The organism is Streptomyces sp. LZ34, assembly GCF_053890475.1.
On record NZ_CM132680.1, the window covers coordinates 3,603,469 to 3,628,567 of the forward strand.

19 protein-coding genes and 1 pseudogene are annotated in these 25,099 nt (G+C 69.2%); 7 read left to right on the top strand and 13 right to left on the bottom strand.

The window, feature by feature from the left end:
* Window positions 1–2 precede the first annotated feature (2 nt).
* Window positions 3–1,229, bottom strand: a complete 1,227-nt coding sequence (locus ACWY4P_RS13885) for an acyl-CoA dehydrogenase family protein (RefSeq protein ID WP_456210850.1) — start codon at window positions 1,227–1,229, stop codon at window positions 3–5.
* Window positions 1,226–2,074, bottom strand: coding sequence for an acyl-CoA dehydrogenase family protein (locus ACWY4P_RS13890; RefSeq protein WP_456210851.1), 849 nt, complete (start codon window positions 2,072–2,074; stop codon window positions 1,226–1,228). The genes ACWY4P_RS13885 and ACWY4P_RS13890 overlap by 4 nt, the downstream gene beginning before the upstream one ends.
* Between ACWY4P_RS13890 and ACWY4P_RS13895 the strand changes: the two genes are divergently transcribed.
* The 3 genes from ACWY4P_RS13895 to ACWY4P_RS13905 are packed head-to-tail and all read left to right on the top strand — an operon-like array spanning window position 2,073 to window position 5,425.
* Complete coding sequence (locus ACWY4P_RS13895; RefSeq protein WP_456210852.1) at window positions 2,073–2,321, top strand: acyl carrier protein; 249 nt, start codon at window positions 2,073–2,075, stop codon at window positions 2,319–2,321. The genes ACWY4P_RS13890 and ACWY4P_RS13895 overlap by 2 nt on opposite strands.
* Window positions 2,314–3,924 carry an AMP-binding protein gene (locus ACWY4P_RS13900; protein ID WP_456210853.1) on the top strand — a complete coding sequence of 537 codons (1,611 nt, stop codon included), beginning with the start codon at window positions 2,314–2,316 and terminating at the stop codon, window positions 3,922–3,924. Before ACWY4P_RS13895 ends, ACWY4P_RS13900 begins: the two co-directional genes overlap by 8 nt.
* Window positions 3,911–5,425: a class I adenylate-forming enzyme family protein gene (locus tag ACWY4P_RS13905; RefSeq protein ID WP_456210854.1), complete on the top strand. Its 1,515-nt coding sequence runs from the start codon at window positions 3,911–3,913 to the stop codon at window positions 5,423–5,425. The genes ACWY4P_RS13900 and ACWY4P_RS13905 overlap by 14 nt, the downstream gene beginning before the upstream one ends.
* Here ACWY4P_RS13905 and ACWY4P_RS13910 read toward each other — a convergent pair.
* From ACWY4P_RS13910 to ngcE, 8 genes are all read right to left on the bottom strand, one after another.
* A complete protein-coding gene (locus tag ACWY4P_RS13910; protein ID WP_456210855.1) occupies window positions 5,400–6,335 on the bottom strand; it encodes a hypothetical protein in 936 nt (311 codons plus the stop codon). The genes ACWY4P_RS13905 and ACWY4P_RS13910 overlap by 26 nt on opposite strands.
* Window positions 6,332–7,381, bottom strand: a complete 1,050-nt coding sequence (locus ACWY4P_RS13915) for a glycosyltransferase family 2 protein (RefSeq protein ID WP_456210856.1) — start codon at window positions 7,379–7,381, stop codon at window positions 6,332–6,334. The genes ACWY4P_RS13910 and ACWY4P_RS13915 overlap by 4 nt, the downstream gene beginning before the upstream one ends.
* A complete protein-coding gene (locus ACWY4P_RS13920) occupies window positions 7,371–8,912 on the bottom strand; it encodes a condensation domain-containing protein (RefSeq protein WP_456210857.1) in 1,542 nt (513 codons plus the stop codon). Before ACWY4P_RS13920 ends, ACWY4P_RS13915 begins: the two co-directional genes overlap by 11 nt.
* Before the next feature lie 50 nt (window positions 8,913–8,962).
* Window positions 8,963–9,211: an acyl carrier protein gene (locus ACWY4P_RS13925; protein ID WP_456210858.1), complete on the bottom strand. Its 249-nt coding sequence runs from the start codon at window positions 9,209–9,211 to the stop codon at window positions 8,963–8,965.
* Entirely contained in the window at window positions 9,211–10,719 is a 1,509-nt protein-coding gene (locus tag ACWY4P_RS13930) for a class I adenylate-forming enzyme family protein (protein ID WP_456210859.1), read from the bottom strand. The genes ACWY4P_RS13925 and ACWY4P_RS13930 overlap by 1 nt, the downstream gene beginning before the upstream one ends.
* A gap of 488 nt (window positions 10,720–11,207) precedes the next feature.
* The gene (locus tag ACWY4P_RS13935; protein ID WP_456210860.1) at window positions 11,208–12,167 is read right to left on the bottom strand and encodes a carbohydrate ABC transporter permease; all 960 of its coding nucleotides are present in this window, start codon (window positions 12,165–12,167) and stop codon (window positions 11,208–11,210) included.
* 61 nt (window positions 12,168–12,228) lie between these two features.
* Window positions 12,229–13,260: a carbohydrate ABC transporter permease gene (locus tag ACWY4P_RS13940; RefSeq protein ID WP_456210861.1), complete on the bottom strand. Its 1,032-nt coding sequence runs from the start codon at window positions 13,258–13,260 to the stop codon at window positions 12,229–12,231.
* Between the two features lie 58 nt (window positions 13,261–13,318).
* Entirely contained in the window at window positions 13,319–14,755 is a 1,437-nt protein-coding gene (ngcE, locus tag ACWY4P_RS13945; RefSeq protein ID WP_456210862.1) for an N-acetylglucosamine/diacetylchitobiose ABC transporter substrate-binding protein, read from the bottom strand.
* 344 nt (window positions 14,756–15,099) lie between these two features.
* On the opposite strand from ngcE, the gene ACWY4P_RS13950 reads away from it, so the two are divergent.
* Together ACWY4P_RS13950 and ACWY4P_RS13955 are read left to right on the top strand one after the other, a co-directional pair.
* Window positions 15,100–15,627 carry a hypothetical protein gene (locus ACWY4P_RS13950; protein ID WP_456210863.1) on the top strand — a complete coding sequence of 176 codons (528 nt, stop codon included), beginning with the start codon at window positions 15,100–15,102 and terminating at the stop codon, window positions 15,625–15,627.
* 232 nt (window positions 15,628–15,859) lie between these two features.
* Complete coding sequence (locus ACWY4P_RS13955) at window positions 15,860–19,747, top strand: GH92 family glycosyl hydrolase (RefSeq protein ID WP_456210864.1); 3,888 nt, start codon at window positions 15,860–15,862, stop codon at window positions 19,745–19,747.
* Between the two features lie 61 nt (window positions 19,748–19,808).
* On the opposite strand, the gene ACWY4P_RS13960 is transcribed toward ACWY4P_RS13955, so the two are convergent.
* The gene (locus tag ACWY4P_RS13960) at window positions 19,809–20,144 is read right to left on the bottom strand and encodes a hypothetical protein (protein WP_456210865.1); all 336 of its coding nucleotides are present in this window, start codon (window positions 20,142–20,144) and stop codon (window positions 19,809–19,811) included.
* 199 nt (window positions 20,145–20,343) lie between these two features.
* Between ACWY4P_RS13960 and ACWY4P_RS13965 the strand changes: the two genes are divergently transcribed.
* Window positions 20,344–21,198, top strand: coding sequence for a helix-turn-helix domain-containing protein (locus ACWY4P_RS13965; RefSeq protein WP_456210866.1), 855 nt, complete (start codon window positions 20,344–20,346; stop codon window positions 21,196–21,198).
* 13 nt (window positions 21,199–21,211) lie between these two features.
* Complete coding sequence (locus ACWY4P_RS13970; protein WP_456210867.1) at window positions 21,212–21,478, top strand: DUF397 domain-containing protein; 267 nt, start codon at window positions 21,212–21,214, stop codon at window positions 21,476–21,478.
* A gap of 794 nt (window positions 21,479–22,272) precedes the next feature.
* Here ACWY4P_RS13970 and ACWY4P_RS13975 read toward each other — a convergent pair.
* Window positions 22,273–23,245: pseudogene (locus ACWY4P_RS13975) on the bottom strand (IS5 family transposase).
* 115 nt (window positions 23,246–23,360) lie between these two features.
* On the bottom strand, window positions 23,361–24,611 hold the full coding sequence (locus ACWY4P_RS13980) for a DUF6777 domain-containing protein (RefSeq protein ID WP_456210868.1): 1,251 nt from the start codon (window positions 24,609–24,611) through the stop codon (window positions 23,361–23,363).
* Window positions 24,612–25,099 lie beyond the last annotated feature (488 nt).

Consider the following 25,099-nt stretch of genomic DNA (forward strand, 5'->3'; position numbering starts at 1 on the left):
CGTCACCCGCCCTCGCCCGCGGGCACCGCATCGCTGCCCGCGGGCACGGCGCCTGACCGGGCGTAGTCCTGGGCCAGCCGCAGCCGTTGGATGTCGCTGGTGCCCTCCATGATCTCCAGCGCGGCGGCGTCGCGGGCCCACTTCTCCAGCAGCGGGTGGTCCAGCAGCGCACCGCGCCCCAGGAGGGCGGGCAGCCGGTGGGTGACGTCCCGGACCAGGCGGACCGCCTCCAGCTTGCACAGGGCGGAGGCGTCGCCGCGCCCCTGGTCCGCCTCGACGAGGAGCGCGGTGCGGTGGACGAGCCGGGCGGCGGCCGCGATGCGCAGCGAGGCTGTCTCCAGCGTCCGCCGCTCGGCCGGGGCCGGGGTCCGGCGCTCGGCGCGCACGTAGTCGTGCACCGCCGCGGCGAGCCCGACGGCGGTCGCGGCGATCTGCACCCGCGCGCCGTAGAAGGCCGTGACCGCGCCCCACATCCCCCGCCGGGTGGCGGGCAGATGGGCGCCGAGCAGCCGGTCCCGCGCGATCGGCACCTCGTGGAAGGTCATTTCGCTGATGCGGGCGCCTCGTAGCCCGATCATGTCGAGCGCTTCGCCGTGCGCGCCGGGCGCCGGGAGTTCCAGGAGCACGGCGCGCACGCCCAGCGGCGAGGTGCCGGTCTGTGCGAAGACCACCCCGATGCCGCCGCGCGAGCCGTTCCCGACGTACTTCTTGGCACCGTTGAGGAGCCAGTCGCCGCCGCGGTCGGCGGGGTCGGCCGGGGTGAGCGTGGTCCGCATCCGCGTGGCGTCGCTGCCCGCCTGCGGTTCGGTGATGGCGCAGAAGGCCCAGGTCGCGCCGCCGATCACGCGCTCGTAGAACGCGGCCTGCTGCGCGGGGTCGCCCATGGAGCGGACGACCACGCCGGCGAGGGCGGCCCCGGGGCCGGCGAACATGGCGCCCGCGTCGCCGCGTGCCAGCTCCATGGAGCAGATCATCTTCGCGAGGAAGTCCTGTGGCAGGCCCTTCACTTCGGCCCGGGCCCGCTCGTCCTGGAACCGCTTCGGGATGCCCATGGCGCGGAAGAGGCGGAAGGCGGGGTTGTCGAGGTGCTCGTCCATGCGGGCCGGGTCGGCGTCGATGGCGAGGGCGGCCTCCCGCAGGGCGGGGGCGACCTCGCGCGCACGGGCGCGCAGGCGTCCGTACGCGGCGTCCAGGGCCGGGTCTGCGGCGTCCAGCGCCAGGGCCGTCACGACCACTCCTGTTCGGTGCCTTGCGGCGGCGTCACCCACAGGCTGCCGACGTACGCCGCGACGTACAGGGAGCGCACGGGGTGGTCGGCCAGATAGCCGGCGCCGCCGAAGAGGTTCGTCAGGGCCGCGTCGGCCACATCGAGGCGCCGGTGCAGCTCGTGCGCGGCGTACGGATCGGCCCCGGACGTGGTCAGCAGGAGCTCGCAGGCGCGGACGGCGGCGACACAGTCGGCGATCTTCGCGCGCACCAACTGCCGTTCGAGCAGGGGCCGGTCGCCGGAGCGCCGCCCCGCCGCATGCGCCACCGCCTGCTCGAGCAGCGCCTCGGCCAGCCCGGCGCGCAGTGCGGCGAACAGCGTTCCGGCGAGCGCGAGCCGGTCCCGGGCCTCGGGCCCCGGTCCGTCGGCAGCATCAGGGACGACCTGAAGGACCTTCAGACCCTCGCGCTCGGCCAGTTCGTGGCGCGGGCCCGGCCGCACCGTGACCCGCTCACCGGGCACCGCGCGCCCCGCCATCAGCCAGCCGCGCATTTCCGGGGAACTGGCCGCCGACCCGTCGGGCAGGACGCAAAAGCCCCTGTCGGAGCAGGGTGCGGTGAAATCCAGGTGCCGCACGGCAGCGGTCAAAGCCGCCGAGAAGCCGCTCTCGCGGGCCGTGCGCAAGACGTCGACGGCGGCGGAGAGGGGATCCGCGGAGGACAATTCCGCAGCTTTTGCCGTCATATCCCCCAGCCCCATATCCGACAGCCCCCGTGACGGCCAATCGTGCGGCAAAACCCTAGGAGCCACCAAGATCCACGTCAAGGTCTTGACACCTGATGCCGCATCCACTTCGATCCGGAGCATGCGAAAGTCCTCCGCCGAGCAGAGCGTTCTAGCGGCGCTGCGACAAGTATTGGGACCCGGCGAGCCGCCCGGCCTCGACTCCGGCACCCAGCTCTTCGAGGACCTCGGTCTCGATTCCACTTCAGTTATTGAGCTGCTCATGCTCATCGAAGCCCAGACGGGCGCCGAATTCGATACGGAAAGCCTGGAACTGGAGCATTTCGCCACCGTCGGAACGCTCACGGAGTTCGTGAGCACGCATGGCTGACGAGAGCGGGCCGGACGCCTGGCAGAGCCTGCACGGCCATTTCCTGGCCTCGGCGCGGGCCCACCCGGACCGGGTCGCGCTGCGGGTGGGGAAACGGACCTGGACCTACGGCGAGGTGCACCGGACCGCGCTGTCCTGGGCCTCGGCCCTGGTGGACACGGCCGGGGGCAGGCCGGCCGCGGTCGGCGTCCTCGCGGCGCGCGGCGAGGCGGCGTACATCGGCGTCCTGGCCGCGCTGTACGCGGGTGCCGCGGCGATGCCGCTGAATGTGGAATTCCCCGCGGCGCGCACCGACGCCATGCTGCGGGCCGCCCGCACCACCGTGGTCCTCGCGGACGACCAAGGTGCGCGGATCCTTGAACAGCTGACCGATCACCCGCCCGTGGTGCGTACCGGAGGCGTGAATACCGGCGGTGTGAATACCGGAGATGGCGCCGAGGGCGGCGAAAACACCCCGGCCGGAAACGCCCCGGCCGGAAATCGCCCGGCGGAAAATCCGGGCGCGACCGTGCCGTTCGAACCGTGGTGCGTCGAACCGGACGACCGTGCATACATCATGTTCACCTCCGGCTCCACCGGCCGCCCGAAAGGCGTGCCCATCTCGCACAGGAATGCCGGGCACTTTCTGCGGTGTGTGCGAGACTTCTACGGCTTCGGGCCGCAGGATGTCTTCTCACAGACTTTCGACGTCACCTTCGACCCCCTGATCTTCGATCTGTTCGGCGCCTGGAGCGCGGGGGCGAGCGTCGCCCACGTCCCCGGCCTCGGCTACGCCGATCTCCCCGCGCTGGTGAACGAGCTCGGCATCACGGTCTGGTTCGCCGCCCCCAGCACGATCTCCACGGTCCGCAGGACGCGGCGGCTCACCGACGGGGCCATGCCCAGCCTGCGCTGGAGCCTGTTCGCCGGTGAGGCGCTCATGGAACACGACGCGGCCGACTGGCAGCGGGCCGCCCCCGGGTCCACCGTGGTGAACCTGTACGGGCCCACGGAAGTCACCATGAGCTGTACCGTCCACGCGTGGCGCCCGACGGACGCCCCACACCCCGAGCACCACGGCGTGCCCATGGGCCGGCTCCACCCCGGGATGCACGGCATGCTCCTCGACGCGGAGGGGAACCGGCATCCGGAGCGGGGCGAACTGTGCGTCGCCGGACCGCAGTTGTTCGCGGGCTATCTCGATCCGGCGGACGACGCCGGGCGCTTCTTCCAACGCGACGGCGAGCGCTGGTACCGCACCGGCGACCTGGTCACCGCGGCCTCCGACGGCACCCTGCTGTACTCGGGCCGGCTCGACCACCAGGTGCAGATCCGGGGCGTACGGGTGGAGATCCCGGAGGTGGAGTGGGCGCTGCGGCGCTGCTCGGGGGTGGACGAGGCGGTGGTGGTCGCGGTGTCCGCAGGCAACAGCCATGCCCTGCACGCCTTTTACACCGGGACCGCGACCGAGCGGGGGCCGGTCGTCGAGGAACTCGGCAAGCTGCTCCCCCGGGCGGCGATTCCGCGCGTCCTGAAGCGGGTGCCGCGGTTCCCGCTGAACGCCAACGGCAAGATCGACCGCAAGGCGCTGGCTCAGGAGGCGGAGCGACTTGCCGGCCGGTGAACCGGCACCGCCGTCCGTGCTGCACGGCCTGCTCGACGCGGCGGCCCGCCGCCACCCCACCCGCCCGGCCCTCACCCACGCCGGGCGGACCTGGGACTACGCCCGGCTGCGCGCGGCCTCGCTGCGCGCCGCCGCGTGGCTGCGCGAGCGGGGCGTCGGGCGCGGCGACCGGGTCCTGCTGGAACTGCCGTCCGGCCTCGCCACGGCGGCGTTGGTGTACGGCTGTTCGCGGGTGGGGGCCGCGTTCTGTGTGCTGCACGAGCAGGTCCGCGGCCCGGCCCTCGCCCATGTCCGCGAGGACAGCGAAGCCGTCCTCCTGGTCACCGCGGACGACGGACTGCCCCCCCTTGATGAGGGCGATGAGGGCGATGAGGGCGACGAGCACGGCGAGGACCCCCCGGAGACCGGGCCCGCCGGAAAAGAGGCCGCGCGGGAGACAGCCGGCCCGCTGTCCGTCGACCCCGTCTGCCTCATCTACACCTCAGGCTCCACCGGACCGCCCAAGGCCGTCGTGTCCACCCACGCCCAACTGCTGTTCGCGGCCCGGGCCGTCCACGGCGAGCTGGCGTACCGCACCGAGGACGTCGTCTACTGCGCCCTTCCGCTCTCCTTCGATTACGGCCTCTACCAGCTCTTCCTCAGCACCCTGGCCGGCGCCCACCTGTGGCTCGGCGGCGCCTCGGACGTGGGTCCGATCCTGCTGAAGAACCTCCGGCGCTCCGGGGCCACCGTGCTGCCCGTCGTCCCGTCGCTGGCGCAGGGCCTGGCCCGGATGCTGCCGCGCTACGGCGCCGACGGCGTACGGCTGCGGCTGCTCACCAACACCGGCTCCGCGATGCCCCCGCAGGTGCTGGCCGAGCTGCGCGCCGCGCTGCCCGGGCTGCGGGTCCAGCTGATGTTCGGCCTGACGGAGTGCAAGCGGGTGGCCATCATGCCGCCGGACGAGGATCTGCGCAGGCCGGGCGCGTGCGGCCGGGCGCTGCCCGGTACGGAGGTCCTCGTGGTCGACGAGCGGGGGCGGCGGGTGGCGCCGGGCACCATGGGGGAGATCGTGGTGCGCGGCCCGCATGTGATGGCGGGTTACTGGCGGCGCCCGGAGCAGACCGCGCAGCGGTTCCCGCGCGCCGAGGGGCTCTTCCCCGAGCTGCGCACCGGGGACTTCGGCCGTCTGGACGAGGACGGCTATCTGTATTTCTCCGGGCGCCGCGACGATCTGTACAAACAGCGCGGGTTCCGGGTGAGCGCCGAGGAGGTGGAGACCGCCGCCCGCCGGGTGCCCGGGGTCCGTGGCGCGGCCGTCCTGCCGCCGGCGGAGGACGGCGGGGAGGCGGTGCTGTGTGTGGCGGGCGCGCTGGACCCCGGGGAGGTGCTGACCGCGCTCAAGCGGGAGATCGAGCCGTACAAGGTCCCCGGCCTCTGTCTGGTGGTCCCCGAGCTGCCGCTCACGGGCAACGGCAAGACGGACCGCAAGGCGCTCAGGACGATCGCCGCAGAATCCTGACGGAGGTCTTCGCGGGCCGGCCGTCGCCCGCCAGGAACCACAGGTCCGCGTGGGGGCCGCAGATCTTCCATACCGTCCCCGCGACCGACCGGTGCGGCGGCCACCGCTCGCCGTCGAGCAGCCCGTATCCGGCCATGCTGACGAGGTAGTACGGGTCGGCGGGCAGCCAGCGATCGCCGCGACGCACCTCGAGCCAGGCGTGCGGCAGCGGGAACGCGCCGGCCAGGAGCAGCCCCCCGGCCGGCCGCACGGCCGCCCCGGCGTCCGCCGCGACGCGCACCAGATAGGTGGTGCCGGCGCGGCAGTCGGCCAGCCGGGTCTCCCGTACGAACCCGACGTCGTCACGCAGTTCGCCGGGCACGAGGTAGTACTCCAACCGGGCGGCTTCCGGCAGTACCGGCCCCAGTTCCCGCGCGCAGTCGGCCGCGTCCGCGGCTGCGGCTGCGGCTGCGGCTGCGTCCTCGGCCGGCGCGTTCTCGTCGGCGGGCACATGGATGTCCGCCTCGAACACATCGGGCCCCATCCGCCGCAACGTACCGTCCACCACGCCGGACATCAGCTGCGGCGAGGGCTCCAGCACCCCGGCCACCCGCCCCTGGAACCGCGTCCGGTAGGTGGCCGTCCGGACCGCCGCCGCGTTGAAGGGCTGGGCCGACAGCCGCACCTGAAGCCACGCGGGGGACGGGATGCGCAGGCCGAGCCCGAGGTTCTTCAGATCGAGGTCGTCGAAGCGGCGGTCCGCGCCGCTCCCCTCGTACGCGAGACCCAGGTCCAGCGCCTCGCCCAGCAGCGCCTCGTCGATCCGGTGCACCCGGGCCGCGGTCTCGGCGCTCACCTCGAACCGCCGGAAGCGGTGCGGGATCCGCGCGGCCCGCTCCAGCACGTCCTTGACCGCCTGCTCGCGGCTCATCGCTCACCTCGCAGGATGTCGCGCAGCGAGGACGCGTCGCGGCGCATCAGCGGGTCGGCTATCTCCACGGCCTCGTAGTTCCCGTCCTTCTCGGCCACGTGCACGATCACCCGCGCCTCGTCGTCGGCCACGACCACCTCGCAGCCGAAGTCGCCGGAGGCGAAGCAGAGCACCCAGCCCAGGTCCGGGTCGCGGTACGCCCGCGCCAGGGGCCGTTCGTGCCCGGCGGCGAAGACCCGTACGGGCTCCGGCAGCGGGCCGCTCACCGGGGTGAGCGCGCCGAGCGCGGCGAGACCCGTCCGCTGGAGCAGGGCCACCTTCACGGCCTGCCGGTGGACGGGGTGCTCAGCGTCCTTAAGGAATCGGTTCAGCACTTCGGTCTCCGCCTCGTTCCGGGCGAAGCCCCCCGCATAGCTGGAGGCCCGCACCCGGTAGACATACGACGGCTCGTCCGGCTTGCTCACCCGGGCGCCCGCCGCCACCAGCCGCAGCCACAGGTCCCACTCCTCGCCGTACGCCACCTGGCGGTAGCCGCCGACCCGCTCGTACAGCTCGCGCGCGAACAGCGAACCCACCACGACGTAGTTCTGCGCCAGCAGCTGGATCAGCTGGTCGCCCGGGAGCGGCAGCCCGCCCTTGGTGTACGTGGCGGGGCGGAAGGGGCCCTGGCCGGTCCAGGTGAGCGGGCGCGGGCTGACCAGGCCGGGCGAGGCCGCGTATGTCTCGCTCATCGCGGCGACGTGGTGCGGCAGTACGAGGTCATCGCCGTCCAACTGGAGGACCAGGTCCGTCTCCAGCGCCTCGATCGCCGTCCGCCGCGCGCCCCACACCCCCAGGCGGCGCGGGCCGTGGTTGCGCAGCAGGGTCAGCGGCAGGATGGCGCGCCAGCGCTCGACGAGCCGTACGGTGTCGTCGTCCGAGTGGTCGTCGATCACCACCACCTGGTCGGCGGGCGTGGTCTGCATGGCCAGGGAGCCGAGCGCCTGGTCGATGAACGCCGCGGAGTTCATCGCGGCGATCACCACCCCGACCGTGTCACGAGACATGGGCCGACAGCCGCTCGTCGATGTCCCGGTCCCGTCCCGCGGCTCCCAGCTGCTCACGCGGCCCGCCGGCCGCGTTCACCACCAGCTCCTCCACGCCGTAGAGCAGCTCGCGGAGGTCGGGCCCGGGCAGATACCGGGTGTCGGCGGCCAGGCCGATCACCCGCTCGCCGCTCTCCACGGTGCGCACGCTGTAGTAGAGCTTGACCGAGGGGAGCCGGAAGGGCTCGGCCCAGCGGAAGGAGGTCTCCACTCCGCTGGGGCCGCGCGCCGGGCGGCCGCCGCCGTCCTCCTCGGGGGCCGCGAGGGCGCCGAGGTCGTTGTGCAGCACCGACAGGTCCAGCTGCTCACCGCGCTCCCGGCCGACCTCCGCCACCAGCCGCTCCAGGCGGGCGGGGTCGTACTGGGCGCGGGCGTATCCGCGCAGCTTGGCGAGGTGGGCGGCGCGGACGCAGGCGTCGAACGAGGGCCCGGAGACGTCGAAGCAGAGCAGCACATCCGAGGCGAGCGGGGTCACCATCGCCTGCCGCTCGGCGCCGATCCGGTTCGCGAAGATCGTCTTGAGTACGCACTGGGAGAGGCCCGCCCGGCGCGCGAGCAGCGTGCCGACGGCCGCGAGGTACACGGTCTCCTCACCGGCCCGGCAGCGCCCGGCCACCTCCCGCGCCGCCGCCTCCAGCCGCCCCGACCGGAACTCGCCGTGGGCCCACTCCTGCGGCCCCGCGGTGTGGGCGGGCGCGGAAAACGTCGGTGGGTGGGTGGGAGATGTCGCCGGGTGGGCGGGAAGCATCGCCGGGCGGGCGGGAAACATGGTCCGGGGCGCGCGCCGCAGCAGCGAGCGCTGGTACGCGTCGGCGCGGCGGTCCGCGGTCCGCCCGGCCTCGGACCGCTCGGTCTCGGCGAGGTCGGCGGGCTGCGGGCCGGGCGGGCCGGGGGCGGCCTCGGCGCGTACGGCGGTGCCGTCCGCCAGGAGGTCCTTCAGCCGGCGCACGACCAGGCCCATCGCCCAGCCGTCCACCGCGACATGCGAGACGTACAGGGCGAGGTGGCGCGGCCCGCCGCCGCGCCCGGTCAGCACCGCCACGCGGATGCCCCACTCCCGGGACAGGTCGAAGTCCGTCGTGGCCAGGGCGTCCAGCGCCGCGGCCGGGTCGTCGCCGTCGACGACACGGACCGTCAGCCGCCCCTCCCCCCGCACCTCCTGGTACGGGGCGGAGTCGGCGGTCCCGTCCCGGTACACGGTGCGCAGGCTCTCGTGGGCGGTGACAAGCGCCCGTACGGCGTCGATCACCTCGCGCAGCGAGCGGCCCTCGGGCACCGGCAGCGACATCCGCTGGTTGTAGTCGTAGTGGGCCCGGTGGGCGCGGCTCTGCAGCGCGCGGTAGATGACCTGCTGGCCCCAGGTGAGCGGGGCGCGTACGGCGCGCAGCCCGCCGAACTCGACGACCTCCTCGCCGACTCCCCCTTCGCCAAGGATCGCCTCGCCCACAGCCTGCTCGCCCACAGCCTCCCCGCCCACAACCTTCTCGCCCACAGCCTCCCCGCCCACAGCCTTCGTACCCGCGCCTTTCTCGTCCGCGCCGGTCAACGCTGCCTCAGCACGAAGTCCGCCATCCGGCCGACGGTCGAGAGGTTCTCCGGCGAGACCTCCCCGTCGGGGACGTCGATCCCGTAGTTCCCCTGGAGCCAGACCAGCAGCTCCAGCATGGCCATCGAGTCGAAGTCGGGGATCTCCAGCAGGTTGGTGTCGGGGCCGGGCGGGGCCTCGGCCAGCGCGGGCACCACCACGGTGATATGCCGGGCGATCTCCTCGACCAGGCTCTCGCGGTCCATCACGCGCTTCCTTCCTTCTCAGGCTCTGGCTCGGCCTCGGGCTCAGGTGCGGCGGGACGCGGGCGGAGGACCTTGCCGGTCGCCGAGCGGGGCAGTTCGGCGGTGATCTGGATGCGCCGGGGGATCTTGTGCTCCGCCAGCCGCTCCTGGCACCAGCCGATGAGCTCGTCGGCCGTCACCGGCCCGGGGGCGGCGACCCGGGCCACCGGCACCTGGCCCCGGCCGCCGTCCTCCGCCGCGAAGACCTGCGCGTCGGTGACGGCGGGGTGCTCGGCGAGCACCCGCTCCACCTCCACCGGATTGACCTTCTTCCCCCCGACGTTGATCATCCGGGCGAGCCGGCCGATGAGCCTGATGGAGCCGTCGGGGCCCAGCGTCGCCAGGTCCCCGGTGCGCAGCAGGTTCCCGTTCAGGGACAGCGGGCGCACCCCGTCGGCATGGGCGTAGCCGTCGGCCAGCGTCTCCGTGGCGAGCTGGAGTTCGCCCGCGCCGTCGTCGCTGTCGGCATCCACCTCCCGCAGGGTGGCCACGATCCCCGGCAGCGGCCGCCCGACGTCCCCCGGGCGGTCGCCCTCCGGGTCGACCGGATTCACGGTGATCGCCCCGGCCTCCGAGCACCCGTACATGTTGAGCAGCGCGAAGTCGTGCGCCTTCATCACCGCCGCCGCGGCGCCGCCGGGGATCGGGGCGCCGGCGGACAGCGCGCGTTCCAGGCCGTCGAAGCGGGAGGTGGTGTCGGCCGCCATGAGCCGGTAGTGGAAGGGCAGGGCGATCAGGACCCGCGCCCCGCTGTCCCGGACCGCGGCCGCGATCTGGGAGGGCACCACGCGCGATCCGCACAGCGTCACCGGCGCGCCGCTGAGCAGCGGGGCGAGCAGGCCCAGGGTGTGTCCGTACAGATGGAAGACCGGCGCCGCGCACACCACGGGGGTCGTGGGGTCGTAGCCCATGGCCGCGGCACACCGCAGCGAGTCCACGATCTGGGCGCGCGCCGACCGCACGGCGCCCGAGGGCTCGCCCGTCGAGCCGGAGGTGAGGAAGATCCCCGAGCGCGGGGAGTCGAAGCCGGCTCCGGCTGCGCTGCCCCCGCCCTCGCCCCCGCCCTCGCCCCCGCTCGCGGAGACGGCCAGCAAGAGCCCGTGACGTTCCCACACGGGCCCGGCGCCCGCGCCCGTGTGGGGCTCGGGACCGGGGTCGGCCAGCAGCAGGTGCGGTCCGAAGGCGGCGGTGACGCGGGCGTACTCCGCCTCAGGCTGGCCGGGGTCCATGTGCATCAGCGGCACCTGGAGCAGATCGCAGGCGAGGGTCGCCACGAGGGTCAGTACGGGTCTGCTCGTCCGCACGGCCGCCAGCCGCAGCGGCCCCCGCCGCCCCAGGTGCCCGGCCAGGTCCTCGGCCGCCCGCAGCAGCCCGTCCCAGCTCCAGGTGTGACCGGCCTGCTCCCTGACGGCGACGCGGCCCGGATCGGCGATCCGGCTCGCGATCTCCTCGCACAGCCCCGTGGACACCGCGGCTCCTCCCCGTTGTACGCGTTGTCGCGCCCGGCCGCCTTCGCTTCTACGGCGCCACGGGCCCGGCCCCCGGAATTCCGCCGCCGGACGCGCAAGGCCGCCATTGAGGAATTGCCGCCCGGAAACGGCGACTTGCCGCCCGGGTCAGCACCGGGAAACTACCGGCACCATACAGGCGCGTACCGCGCGGGCGAGAGGGATTGGCAGCAACATCATCGGTGAATCAGTACGGAGACAAGCGGCCCATCAGATGTACACGCACCGCGCGCCTTCCCGCCCCTACCGTCCGTCGCGCATACGTTACCCCTGGCGATAGGGGCTCCCCCACGCTCGCGGAGTCCGTGGCGAATTCCGCAGACATTGCGCCAACAGGACCGATTTCCATGAGCGCATCGCGGCAGACCGCGGCCCCGCCTCCCCCGTGACGGGGAAGGCGGGGCCGGGTCGTCGGGGTCACGAACCCCCCGGGTCACGCGAACGCCTGGTTACTTGAGCGCCCCCGCCGTCAGGCCCGACTGCACCTGCCGCTGGAAGACGATGTACACGCCGAGCACCGGCAGCATCGCCAGCACCAGCCCCGCGAAGAGCGCGGACCAGTCCCCCTTGTACTGCTGGCTGGCCGCCAGCTGCACCAGGCCCTGGGTCAGCATCCGCTTGTCCTCATCGGTGACCAGCACGGTCGGCAGCATGTACTGATTCCACTGCCCGAGGAAGTTGAAGATGCCGACGCTGATCAGGCCCGGCTTCGCCATCGGCAGCATCACCTGGAAGAAGGTCCGGGTCTGCGAGGCCCCGTCGATCAGCGCCGCTTCGGCCACCGACGAGGGCAGCGTCTTGAAGAAGGACGTGAGGAAGAAGACGGTGAACGGCAGCGAATAGGCGATATAGACCAGAATCAGCCCATGGAACGTGTTGAGCAGGTCCATGTTCCTCATGACGAAGAACAGCGGCACCAGCGCCAGGATGACCGGGAAGCTCATTCCACCCACGAACATGAAGTAGATGAAACGCTTGCCCGGGAATTCGAAGCGGGCCAGGACATAGGCCGCCATCGACCCCAGCAGCATCGTCCCGATCAGCGAGCACCCCACCACCAGGACGGTGTTGAGGAAGAAGTCGCCGATGTTCGACTTGCTCCAGGCCCGCGACCAGTTGTCGAAGTGCAGGCTGGCCGGCAGGCCCCAGGGAGAGGTGAAAATCTCCTTGTCGGTCTTGAGGGAGCTCATCACCGCCCACAGCAGCGGCAGGGTGACCAGCAGCCCCCAGACCACCAGCATGCCGTGCGAGAAGACGTTGAGGACCTTCCCCTCACTGCTGATGCGGCCCTCGGGGGTGAAGCCCGGCACCTTGCCCGGCACCTTGCCCGGCGCCTTGGGCGTCGCGCCGGGCGCCTCGTCTTCCTTGGTGGCGCCCGGGAGCTCCGAGGGCTGTGCTTGCGCGGTCACTGTGCTACCCCCAGGTCGGCGGCGATACGGCGGTTCCGGTGTGCGAGAGAGAGCCTGGCCATCAGTACTCCAGCCGCTCGCGCCGGCCGAGCCTGCCCACGATGACCGCGAAGATCAGGGTCACGATCAGCATCGCGACACCGATCGCCGTCGCACGCCCGGCCTGCCCGTCGCGGAACGTCTTCGTGTAGACCATGTAGCCCAGCACCTGGGTGGAGTCCGCGGGTCCCCCCGGCCCCACGGTCATGATCTGCACGACGGCGAACGCGTCGAGGGCGAGGATGCCCATGTAGATCCAGCCGGTCTGGACCGTGTCCCACAGCAGCGGCAGGGTGATCCTGAAGAAGGTCGTGATGCGGTTGGCGCCGTCCAGCAGCGCCGCCTCGTAGAAGTCCTTGGGAATGGCGCTCATCCCGGCGGAGAACAGGACGACGTAGAAGCCGACGTTGCACCACACCATGACCACCATGAGGCACCACAGCGCGAGCTTCGGATCGGCCAGCCACTCCTGCTGCAGCGAATCCAGCCCGATGCCCCCCAGAAAGGCGTTGAGCGCGCCGTTCCGCGGGTTGTACGTGAACTGGAACAGCAGGGCGACGATCGCGATCGAGAGCACCTGCGGGAAGAAGTACACCACCTTGTAGATGCTCGACCCGCGCACCCCGGAGACGGCCGCGTTCTTCTTGCTGCGGCCGCCGACATTGAGCATGAAGGCGAAGAACAGGCCCAGGCCGAGCGTCACCAGCGGCACGACAAGCAGCAGGAGCACATTGTGCCCCACCGCTGTCCAGAAGAGGTCGTCGTGCAGAAGCCAGTCGTAGTTCTTGAACCCGACCATCTTGAAGTCGGAGCTCAGTCCGGTCCAGTCCGTGAAGGAGTAATAAATGGACTGGGCGAACGGCGAGATCACAAAGATCGCGTAAATGACCACCGGCAGAGCCAGGAATCCCAGGGGGAACCCGTACTGGTGGTACGCGCGCTCTATCTTCTGCCGCTTGGACAGCTTGACGTGCGGTCGCCCGACGCCCGGGTGCTTGCCACCCGGGACCTTCGCGACCACCGCCGTAGCCGACTGGTGCTTACCGTGCTGCATCTCTACCGACCTCGGTCTTTCCCTGCGGAAAAAAGCCGCTGGTAACGCTCGGACCTCATCAGGCGTGCTTGTACTTCTTCACGGCGTCGTCCTTGGCCGTCTCGTCGGCGAACTTCTGGATCTTCTTGATCGCCTCGGCCGGGGTCATCCGGCCCGCCATCATCTCGCCCAGCGCGCCGACGCCGATCTGCTGCTTCTGGAGCGCCACGTACCAATCCTGGAGGCGCGGGTTGACGACGTTCGTCCCGGCCTTCTCCAGCGCCTCCTGGGCGGACTGCAGGCCCGGGGGCAGGCTCAGGCCCTGGGTGCCGCCGTTCAGCGAGGTGAGCGAGGAGACCTGCTTGACGAAGTTCTTGGTGGACTTCTCGCCGAGCATGATGCGCAGCAGCTCCATGCCGCCCTCGGGGTTCTTCGCCGACTTCGGCACGATGAAGGGTTCACCGCCCGAGGCCCAGATCGTGCCGAACGGCATCTTGTCGCTGCTGTCCAGGCTGGAGGGCGCGCCGACGGACATCTGGAAGTTGTCCGGCGTGGTCTTCTTCGCCTCGTTCTCCACCCAGGAGCCGTTCGGGATGAACAGCGCCTTGCCCTGGTTCCACGCGGTCTGCGACTCGATGTGGGTCAGGCCCGGGCTGCCCTTGAGGATGTAGCCCTTCTTGTAGAGCTCGTAGTACGCCTCGAAGGCGGCCTTGACGGCCGGGTGCTTCCAGGCGTTGGGCTCCAGGTTGTCGATCGCGATCAGGGTCTCCGGGCCGCCGATCTTCGCGATGAACGGGTAGAGGCTGAACGGCATGTAGTACGGGAACTTGCCCGGGTAGGTCCAGCCGGCGATGTTCTTCTTCTTCGCCTTCTCGCAGAGCTTGAGCATGTCATCCCAAGTCTCCGGGTACTCCGCGTCCAGCTTCTCCAGGTTGCTCTTGGAGTACCAGACGCCGTAGACGGTGTAGGCGTAGTACAGGATCCACACCGGCTTGCCGTCGAACTGACCCATCTCCACGACACCGGGGCGCAGCGTGTCGCGCACCTTCTTGCTCGGGTCGTCCACGGAGGGTGCGTCCAGCAGCGGCGTCAGGTCGGTCAGCTGGTTCTTGGCGACCAGGGTGCCGAAGTCCATCTGCTCGGCGCCGGAGTTGTCGATCAGGTCCGGCGGGGTGCCACCGTTGAACCGCGGCTGCAGCACCGTCTGGATCTTCTGGGTGGCGGAGTGCTTGATCTTGCCTTCGGTCTTCGGGTACGCCTTCGCGTACTCGGCCTCGGCGTCCTTCGCGTACTTCTGGCCGAAGCCACCATCGAAAATGACAACGTCGAGCGCGGCGCTCTCATTGACGGCGAGGGGGTTCTTGTCGCTCTTCTTGCCCTTGTCGACCTTGTTCCCGTCGTCGTCGCCGCCGCTCGCGCAGGCGGTCAGGGTGCTGATGGACGGCACGGCAACCAGTCCGAGCGCCGCAGACCGCTTGATCAGGTCACGACGGCCGAAATCTGGGGTGGATCCCATGCTCAAGTCCTCGCCTTCGTCAGGACTCAGGCGGTGTAGCGGTTTCCCGTACATACTCGCCTCCGGCGAGGGGCCCGACACCGCGGGTCAGTTGAAGCGTAAAACGGAGTATTACTGAGTGTGCTCCGGGGAGCACGGAGGCCCGCTGAGGCGGGCACGACGTGGGGCCGCACAGCGGCCTCCCCCCGGGGCGACAGGTATAGTCCACTGGGCCTCAGGTGGGCAAGATCGAATGGTCATTGGGCCACAGTCTTTCCCGAGTTGAGACCTGTCCGACATACCGTAGGGGACACAGCCCGTACGGCGTGCCGCCGTGCGCGTGAACGAACAGAAAGGCGGCCCCTGTGGTCCGGAAGCAATTCCCCTTCGCCACCGCGCTTGTCGTGGTCGCGACACTCGCGTCGATATCTGCGTGCGGCTCCGAAGGGGGCGGATCCTCCAGCGGCGACACCAAGGGCGGCGCGGCGCTCGGAAAGGGCATGGCCCAGCTCCCGGTGGAACCGACCGAGTCCCCCAGCCCCACCGAGGACCCGACGGACTACCCGACGGACGACCCCACGGACACGCCGACCGGCGGCGGCGGGCTGGTCACCTCGGACGCCAAGATGGGCACCTGCGGATGGGGCTCGGACGGCATCCCGTACGCCAATGTGAAGATAACCAACCCCGATTCGACCACGTCCTACTACTCGCTGCTGGTCGGCTTTGTCGACTCCAACGAGGATGTGGTGACCACGGGCATCGAGTCGGACGCCTCGGTGGCCGGAAAATCCAGCAAGACCATCAAGGTGGTCGGGCTGAAGGCGGACTCGTCCAAGAAGGCCAAGAAGTGCCGGCTCTCCCTCGGCACCAAGTCCAAGACCGCCTCCTGAGCCGCCGATCACCGCATCCCGAGCCGCGGACGACCGCGCCCTGAGCCGCCGATGAGGACCTGGAGGCGGGAGCGGCCCCACCCCCACCGCGGCCGGTCCCGCCCTCCCGGCCCACTTACTCACCCGGGTTCGGATTCCCCCAGGCATCCTTGACACCGCTGGGGCGCAGCCTCCCTACTTAACTCTGCGCTACGGAACAGACAACGTTGTCTAGCTCGTGGAGACGCGGAGCATGCGACTGAGACGCCCCAGCCCCAGACCATGGCACGCACCCCGACGACCGGCCGCCCTGGTGGCGGCCGTTCTGCTGACGCTGACGGCCCAGGGCGCGGCGGTCGCCGCGGCGCGCGGCGAGCCCGCCGCCTCGTCCTCAAAGTCGTCCCCCAAGTCGTCCTTCGAGTCGTCCTTCGAGTCCGGCGACCCGCAACCCGACTGGCGCGACACCGTCGAGACCGGCCCCGACGGCGAGAAGAAGGCCTCCGGAGTCGACGGCGACTACAGCACCGGCATACCCGGCAATGTCACCGACAAGGTCAGCACGGTCCGGGCCAACGGGGAGAACACCGGGGGCGGCGAGGTGAAGGAGAACCTCGTCGACGGCGATACCAGCACCAAGTGGCTGGTCTTCGAAAAGACCGCCTGGCTGGAATTCGACCTCTGCGACCCGGTCAAGGCCGTCCGCTACGCCCTCACCTCCGCCAACGACGCCCCCGGCCGCGACCCCGCCGACTGGACCCTCAAGGGCTCCGCCGACGGCTCCGACTGGAAGACCCTCGACACCCGCGAGAACCAGTCCTTCGCATCGCGCCACCAGACCCGCGAGTTCAGCTTCGACAACGAGACGGCGTACCGGCACTACCGGCTGGAGATCACCCGCAACGCCGGCGACGACATGGTGCAACTCGCCGAGCTGCAGCTCGCGACCGCCGACACCACCCCGCCCGCCCTCGCCGACATGCGCACCCACATCGACTGCGGCGGCCCCGTCGGCTCCCCCACCGCCAAGGCGAAAGCCGGCTTCACCGGCACCCGCGCGCTGCTGTACGCGGGCACCCACAAGCCGGACGGCCGGGCGTACTCGTACAACAAGATCTTCGACGTGAACACGGCCGTCACCCGCGACACCCTGCTCTCGTACCGGATCTTCCCCTCGATGCCGGAGACCGACCTCAACTATCCGGCCACCCATGTCTCCGTCGACCTCGCCTTCACCGACGGCACCTACCTGAGCGACCTGCCCGGCGCCGTCGACCAGCACGGCGCCCGGCTGAGCCCTCAGGGCCAGGCCGCCTCCAAGACGCTGTACGTCAACCAGTGGAACCACAAGGAGTCGCGGCTCGGCGCGGTCGCGGCGGGCAAGACCATCGACCGCGTCCTGGTCGCGTACGACTCCCCCAAGGGCCCGGCGAAGTTCCGCGGCTGGGTCGACGACATATCCATCGCCCCCAAGGCCCCCGAGAAGCGCCTGAAGCACCTCTCCGACTACGCCGTCACCACCCGCGGCACCAACTCCAGCGGCAGCTTCTCCCGCGGCAACAACTTCCCGGCCACCGCCGTCCCGAACGGCTTCAACTTCTGGACCCCGGTGACCAACGCGGGCTCGACCAGCTGGCTCTACGAGTACGCCCGCGCCAACAACGCCGACAACCTCCCCACCGTCCAGGCCTTCAGCGCGAGCCACGAGCCGAGCCCCTGGATGGGCGACCGGCAGACCTTCCAGGTGATGCCCTCCGCCGCGTCCGATGTGCCCGACGCCGGGCGCACCGCCCGCGCCCTCCCCTTCCACCACACCAACGAGACCGCCCGGCCGCACTACTACGGCGTGACCTTCGAGAACGGCCTCAAGACGGAGATAGCCCCCACCGACCACGCCGCGATCATGCGCTTCACCTACCCCAGCGACGACGCGAGCGTCATCTTCGACAACGTCACCGGGGACGGCGGGCTGACGCTGGACGCCGAGCACGGCGTCGTCAGCGGCTACTCGGACGTCAAGAGCGGCGGGAGCACGGGAGCGGGCCGGCTCTTCGTCTACGGCGTCTTCGACGCACCCGTCAGCGCGGGCGGCAAACTGTCCGGCGGAGGGGGCAAGGACGTCACCGGATACTTCCGCTTCAAGCCCGACGCGGACCGTACGGTCACGCTCCGGATCGCCACCTCCCTGATAAGCCTGGACCAGGCGAAGACGAACCTGGACCGCGAAATCCCCGCGTCGACTTCGTTCGCGCAGGTCAAGGAGCGTGCGCAGACCGCCTGGGACGACATCCTGGGGCGTATAGAGATCGAGGGCGCGAACCGCGACCAGCTCACCACCCTCTACTCCAGCCTCTACCGGCTGTACCTGTATCCCAATTCCGGTTTCGAGAACACCGGGACCGTTGAGAAGCCCAGGTACCAATACGCCAGCGCGTTCTCCAAGCCGGTAGGCGAGAACACCCCGACCCACACCGGCGCCAAGGTCGTCGACGGGCAGGTCTACGTCAACAACGGCTTCTGGGACACCTACCGCACCACCTGGCCCGCGTACTCCCTGCTGACCCCGGGCCGGGCCGGGAAGATGGTCGACGGCTTCGTCCAGCAGTACAAGGACGGCGGCTGGATCTCCCGCTGGTCCTCCCCCGGCTACTCCGACCTGATGACCGGCACCAGCTCGGACGTCGCCTTCGCCGACGCCTACCTCAAGGGCGTCCGCTTCGACGCCGAGGCCGCGTACGAGGCCGCCCTGAAGAACGCCACCACCGTCCCGCCCTCGCCGGGGGTCGGCCGCAAGGGCATGGACCGGTCGGTCTTCCTCGGCTACACCACCACGGGCACCCACGAGGGCCTGTCCTGGGCGCTGGAGGGCTACCTCAACGACTTCGGCCTCGCGAAGATGGGCAAGGCGCTCTACGCGAAGACCAAGAAGGCCCGCTACAAGGAGGAGTCCGAGTACTTCCTGCGCCGTGCCCAGAACTACGTCGAGCTCTTCGACGACAAGGCGGGCTTCTTCCAGGGCAAGGACAAGGACGGGCAGTGGCGCGTCGAGTCCGACAAGTACGACCCCCGGGTGTGGGGCTACGACTACACCGAGACCAACGGCTGGGGCTACGCCTTCACCGCCCCCCAGGACAGCCGGGGCCTCGCCAACCTCTACGGCGGGCGATCCGGCCTCGCGAAGAAGCTCGACACCTACTTCTCCACCCCTGAGACCGCCTCCCCCGACCTCGCCGGCTCCTACAACGGCGTCATCCACGAGATGACCGAGGCCCGGGACGTCCGCATGGGCATGTACGGCCACAGCAACCAGGTCGCCCACCACGCGACGTACATGTACGACGCGGCCGGCCAACCCTGGAAGACCCAGGAGAAGGTCCGCGAGGTCCTCTCCCGCCTCTACACCGGCAGCGAGATCGGCCAGGGCTACCACGGCGACGAGGACAACGGCGAGCAGTCGGCGTGGTACGTCTTCAGCTCGCTCGGGTTCTACCCGCTGGTGATGGGCGGCTCGGAGTACGCGGTGGGGTCGCCCTTGTTCACCAAGGCCACGGTGCACCTGGAGAACGGCCGCGACCTGGTCATCAAGGCCCCGAAGAACAGCGCCCGGAATGTGTACGTCCAGGGGTTGAGGGTCAACGGCAAGTCGTGGGGCTCGACCGCTCTCCCCCACTCGGTGCTCGCGCGGGGCGGGACGCTGGAATTCGACATGGGCGCCAAGCCCACCAAGTGGGGTACCGGGAAGGGCGCAGCGCCTACGTCGATCACAACGGACGGCAAGGTCCCGACGCCGCGCCGCGATGTGACGGTGCCGCCGAGCGGGGGTCCGGCGCCGCTGCTGGACGACACGTCGGGGACGGAGGCGTCGTTCGAGTCGCTCGACCTTCCGGTGGCTGAGGCCTCGCGGGTGGTGCAGTACACGCTGACGTCGTCCGGGGACCGGGCGAAGGCCCCGTCGGGGTGGGTGCTGGAGGGGTCCCGCGACGGCGAGAAGTGGACGGAGGTGGATCGGCGGTCGGGCGAGTCCTTCGCGTGGGACAAGCAGACGCGGGTCTTCTCGGTGAGTTCGCCGGGGTCGTATGGCCATTACCGCCTGGTGCTGGACGGCGGCAAGGCGACGCTGGCGGAGGTTGAGCTGCTGGCGTAGATGGTTTGTGTTCGGCACGGGCCGCGTCGTCCCTGCGGGGGTGGCGCGGCCCGTGCGCGTTTCAGGCGGCCTGGGCTGGCTGGAAGGTGGGGCCGGAGGGTGCGGCGAACCAGAGCAGCCGGGCCGTGGTGTTGTCCCGGCGCCCGAACCACCAGGCCGCCCGCTCGGCGGACTTGAGACTGAGCCGGTGCCGGCCATCCACGGTGACGACGTGAGCGCTCCCGTCGTCGTAGGCCAGCCCCCAGGCGGCGATCTCGCCGTCCGGCTCGCCTGGGGCCACGTCGTACTGGACGGTGACGGCGAAGACGCGGGGAGCGTTGTCCAGGGCGAGTTCGCACAGCTCTTTGTCGACGTCGTACGGGGCGAGTTGGGTGTTCTGCGGGGTCTCGTTGGCCATGGAAGTCTCCCGATCAGGAGGGGAATTGGACCAGGGCGAAGCCGTGCGCATACGGTGGCGCGACACCGCCAGCCGAAGTGGCTTAGGTCACACCGTAGCGTGAAATATGGACTGCATCCCATGCTTCTCACAGATGGAGCCCAAGTACGCCCGTTAGGGTGACCCCAGCACGCCTCGACCGATCAGGGAGAGATCGCTCATGGCCCCGACCAGCCGCCCACCGACCGTCCGGCAACGACGCCTTGGCGCCGAGTTGCGCAGGCTCCGCGAACGCACGGACATGTCCGCCACCGAGGCCGGTACGCACTTCGGCGCCAGCCAGTCACGCGTCAGCAGCATCGAGGCCGGACGCTACGCGGTGAGCGCAGACCGCGTCAGGGCGCTGGCCAGCCTGTACAACTGCGCGGATCAGGAACTGATCGAAGCGCTCACCCAGATGACCGGGAGACAGACCCGGGGGTGGTGGGAGCAGGACCGGGAGGTGCTACCAGCGGGGCTACTCGACATGGCCGAGCTGGAGCATCACGCCACCTTCGTGCGCGTCGCCACCATGGTCCACATCCCCGGACTACTCCAGACCAGGGACCACGCCCGCGCGCTCTTCGACGCCACGGTTCCTCCGCTGCCCCCACACGCCGTGGAGCACCGCCTCTCATTCCGTATCAAGCGGCAGGGGATCGCGTTCGAGGGCGAGCCGACGCCACTGACCGCAATCATCCACGAAGCCGCCTTGCGCATGGGACTGGGCGGGCGAGCCGTGACCCGCGCCCAACTTCAGCATCTCGTCGACATGAGCGAACGCGAGAACATCACCATCGTGGTGATCCCGTTCGGCACGGGACCTCTCCACGGCTCCGGTCATCCCATTGACTACTTCGGCGGCTCGGTGCCGCAACTCGACACCGTCCAACTCGACACGGATCACACCACCGTACTACTCGATGCCGAAGCTCACCTCGTAAAGTATCGGAGCGTGCTGGACCGTCTTGAAAGTTACGCGCTCAAGCCAGCAGCATCCCGCGATCTAATTCACCATGCCACCCAGACTCTTTGAGAGGGAACACACCATGCCCGTCAAGGACTGGCAGAAGTCCACCCACAGCCAGGAGGGATCCGCTTGCCTCTACGTAGCCAGAATGCCCGTTGACTGGCAGAAGTCCTCGTACAGCGGCGAGGCAGCCAACTGCGTTGGCGTCGCCGCACCCACCCCCGACGTCATCAAAATCCGCGAGAGCGACGACCCCGGCATCATCCTCACCGCCACCCCCGCCGCCCTCGGCGTCTTCATACGCGCCGCCAAGGAAGGCCAATTCGACCACCTCACTGGTCAGTAGATGTCACGGCACCCCACAGGGCCACGCGGGCTCAAGCAAACAACATGGGGACACTCTGCCGCACGCAGACCTCGAGGACCGATACGAGAGCATTGGCCTCCTCGAGAAAATCCTGATCGAAGTCTCTAAGCCCCTCAACGACCCAACAGGCCACAATCTCCTTGAGCCTCAGCAATACTTGTACACATTCCACTGCCGAGAGCCGACCACTATCATCCGGATGATCGAGCAACGGCCTGAGCGGGCTTGCGATCCCGCTCCACGATCGGTCGCCCCCAAAGCCCTGCATGATCTGGAGGTCGATACCCTTGGCAGCGCCAAGCGCGATTCAGAATACGTCGAAACCGGAGTAAGACCAACAGGACTCAACATCGCCTGCGTCACTGCTGTCCGGGTAAAGGATCAATCCCATTATTCACTCAGAACTTCGTCAATTGCTGTCGCTACGGAAATTGGCGTCTTCTCATCATGTGAATCGTCCACACCGGGAAGCGGTAGATCAAGTAGGGCCGCCACCTCGTTGCCGAACTCACATCTGATCGCCTTAAGGCTTTGGAAAATCACGAAATATGCGGGACTCACCGTCGCGAAGTCCTCGCGAACTATGATCCGCTTGCCTTTCCGTGTTAAGGGTCGATACGGAGGAATGGTCACCCACAGGGAAAATCCATCCCGTTTCGTTCGGCACGATCTGACCCTGATCACGAGACGGCCACCCACCATAACGTTCAAAAGCCCAGGCGCCAGCCATCACGATCACGTCCGCCTCCACTAGGGCCTGTGTGATGTCGCCATCAATCGGATGCTCGCAAGAGATCTTCGAGCCAGATCATCGAGGCACGAACTTCGAGGCCGGCGAGGTAGCTCTCGGGCGTCTTGTCGAAGCGTGTGGCGATACCGCGCCAGTCCTTCAGCCGGTTGATCAGACGCTCGACGGCGTTTCTCTCCTTGTAAGAGGTCGGCGTCGTGGCTGACGGGTCTGCCGCCTCGGCTGCCTTTCTTCTTGCGGTTGGCGGCCTGGGCCTTCTTCTCCGGGATGACCGCCTTGATATGGCGTCTCCGCAGGTAAGAACGGCTGGCGCGGGCGGGACGAGTACGCCTAATAGGCACATGGGTGGGCCGCTGGGCCGGGTGCGGGGCCGGCCGACAGGCGGACGCGGATCTTCTTCAGCACGGGGATGAACCGCGGGCTGTCCGCGGCCTGCCCGGCGGTCAGGACGAACGACAAAGGCCGACGCTTCCGATCGGCGGCGAGGTGAATCTTGCTGGTCAGCCCGCCGCGGGGCCTGCCGAGCAGGGCTTCCTTCAGGCGGAGCCTGCGTCGGCGATGAACACGCCGGCGTTCTTCCCGCTCAGGCTCGTTTCCGCCGTCCTGCCCGTTCTGTTCCGCCCCGCTGCCCCCTTTTGCCGAGCCTGTTCCTGCTCAGCGGCGGCTTCCTCAAGCGCCTCCAAGATGTCCTTGCCGACGAGCATCCCGGCGGCGTCGTGGTGAGCGCGGGCGGTCGTGGAGTCCACGCTGACCAAAGACAAGTCCGTCTTGCCCTGGCGGGCGGCTTCGGCGATCAAGCCCTCCAGCAGGGCGGTGAAGACACCGGCGTTCCACCAGACCCGGAAGCGTCCGTAGACGGTCGGCCAGGGCCCGAACTCGCCCGGCATCTCACGCCACTGCGCGCCTGTCCTGAACCGCCAGACCACCCCCTCGAACTGATCCCGCAGCCGCCCGGGATAGGGGCCGTACTCGCCAATCGGCAGGAACGGCTCGATCAACTTCCACCGCTCGTCCGAGTCTGCGCGTCACGATCGCCTTCCTACCGGATCCGCCCGCCAGACGGATCCGGATCGGCAAGATTGATCACGACATCACACAGGCCCTTAAATGCCGTTACGACGCAGGGGGCTGCTGCTGGGGCTGTTGTGGCTGGGGCTGTTGTGGCTGGGGCTGTTGTGGCTGGGGCTGTTGTGGCTGGGGCTGTTCCGGCGGCGGTTGCTGCGACGGGGGCTGTTGTGGCTGTTCCGGCGGTTGCTGCGACGGGGGCTGCTCAGAGGGGGGCTCCTCAGACGTAGGTTGGTCCGTTGGGAACTGCTCGGACGGCGGTTGCTCGGACGGGGGCTGCTCCGTCGAGGGCGGGCTGGTTGGCTCAGGCGAGGAATCGGTTCCAGACGGAGCCGTCGACTCGGATGTGGGCTCAGTTCCGGGGGGAGTCGTCGACTCGGATGTGGGCTCGGTCTCGGACGGGGATGTCGACTCAGGCTGCGGAGTCGACCCGGGAGGGGACATGGTCTCTGTATCGGCTGGGCTCGGCGTTACATCCGGCGGGGGTGGCAGGTCTTCGACACCTTGCTCGCCCCCCATCGCGACATGATCAGGATAATCGTCCGACGGCAGGACCTCGTCTTGGGCATTCTCGTCGCCATTGATATCGCCAACGCCGCGCTCGAATAGAACGTTTTTGTTGATCTCGACCACGACGACCTTATTAACCACGGTCGGGGATGAGTTGACAACAGTGACCGTGTTTTGCGAAAAACTGGGCCAAGTGGGTCCGCTGAACTTCGGTTGGGTATCTTGTGGTGGAGCTGTCACTCTCACCGGATTTCCGCAGTTGCACTTCACGACTGGAGCGCCGCGCTTGTCGACGAATACTGCGGTACCCGCCTGGAGGACAACACCGTCGTACGTCACCTCACCGCGATAGCCATACGACGTCACATAGGTGTCGGACCGCAAGATAACGCTGGACAGTTGATTGACGTAGGCTGGTATTTCGGTCGACCGAATTCCCTGGACCTGACTCCAAGCCGCCGCTTTCGCCTGGTCAGCCTGCAGGTTGCTGATCAAGGCTTGCCGATCACAAGGTGGCCGGTCAGTGGATCCAGCATATAGTCCAGGCGTATTGCCTTGAAAGGCCCTACCTCCATTGGAGGGAGACGTAACGTTTCTCTGATCAATGCCAACAGGACGAGTGAATGCCGGTACTGACGTTGTCCCGACCGGCTCACGGCGATATTCGGCTGCCGAAGCTTTTCGCGACGTGTAGAAGATCAAGTAAACGGCCACGACGGCTACAGCGACGATGAGCGTAATGATCAGTACGGAACGACGCGAGGTGAGGCGCCATGAGTGCATGCTCATATCTCCATCCTTCCCTCGCTCCTACTGTGCAGCGGCAACACACCTCACGCCTCCCCCGAAGGCCTGGAATTCACCCCTACCTTTGGGGGGACTCGACTACATATGGTCGGGATTCACGCCGAGCCGAGGACAGTTGCGAATGCACCAAATTACGCAGCATTTTTACATACCATCGCTCCAGCCGACCGGTTAAGGCAATTTTTCGGCATCCGCTCGAGAAAAGACCATGTCCCTCTCTTCGGTGACCGGCCCACGCCAACGCACCGGTACTACCGGGGCCCGCCGCAATACGGCGGGGTAGCTGCCCGCCGTGCGTAGTTATCGGCCAGGCGGTATGACCGCCGGGCAGGCCGCGGACAGCCCGCGGTTCATCCCCGTGCTGAAGAAGATCCGCGTCCGCCTGCCGGTCGGCCGGCCCCGCACCCGGCCCCAGCGGCCCACCCATGTGCCTATTAGGCGTACTCGTCCCGCCCGCGCCAGCCGTTCTT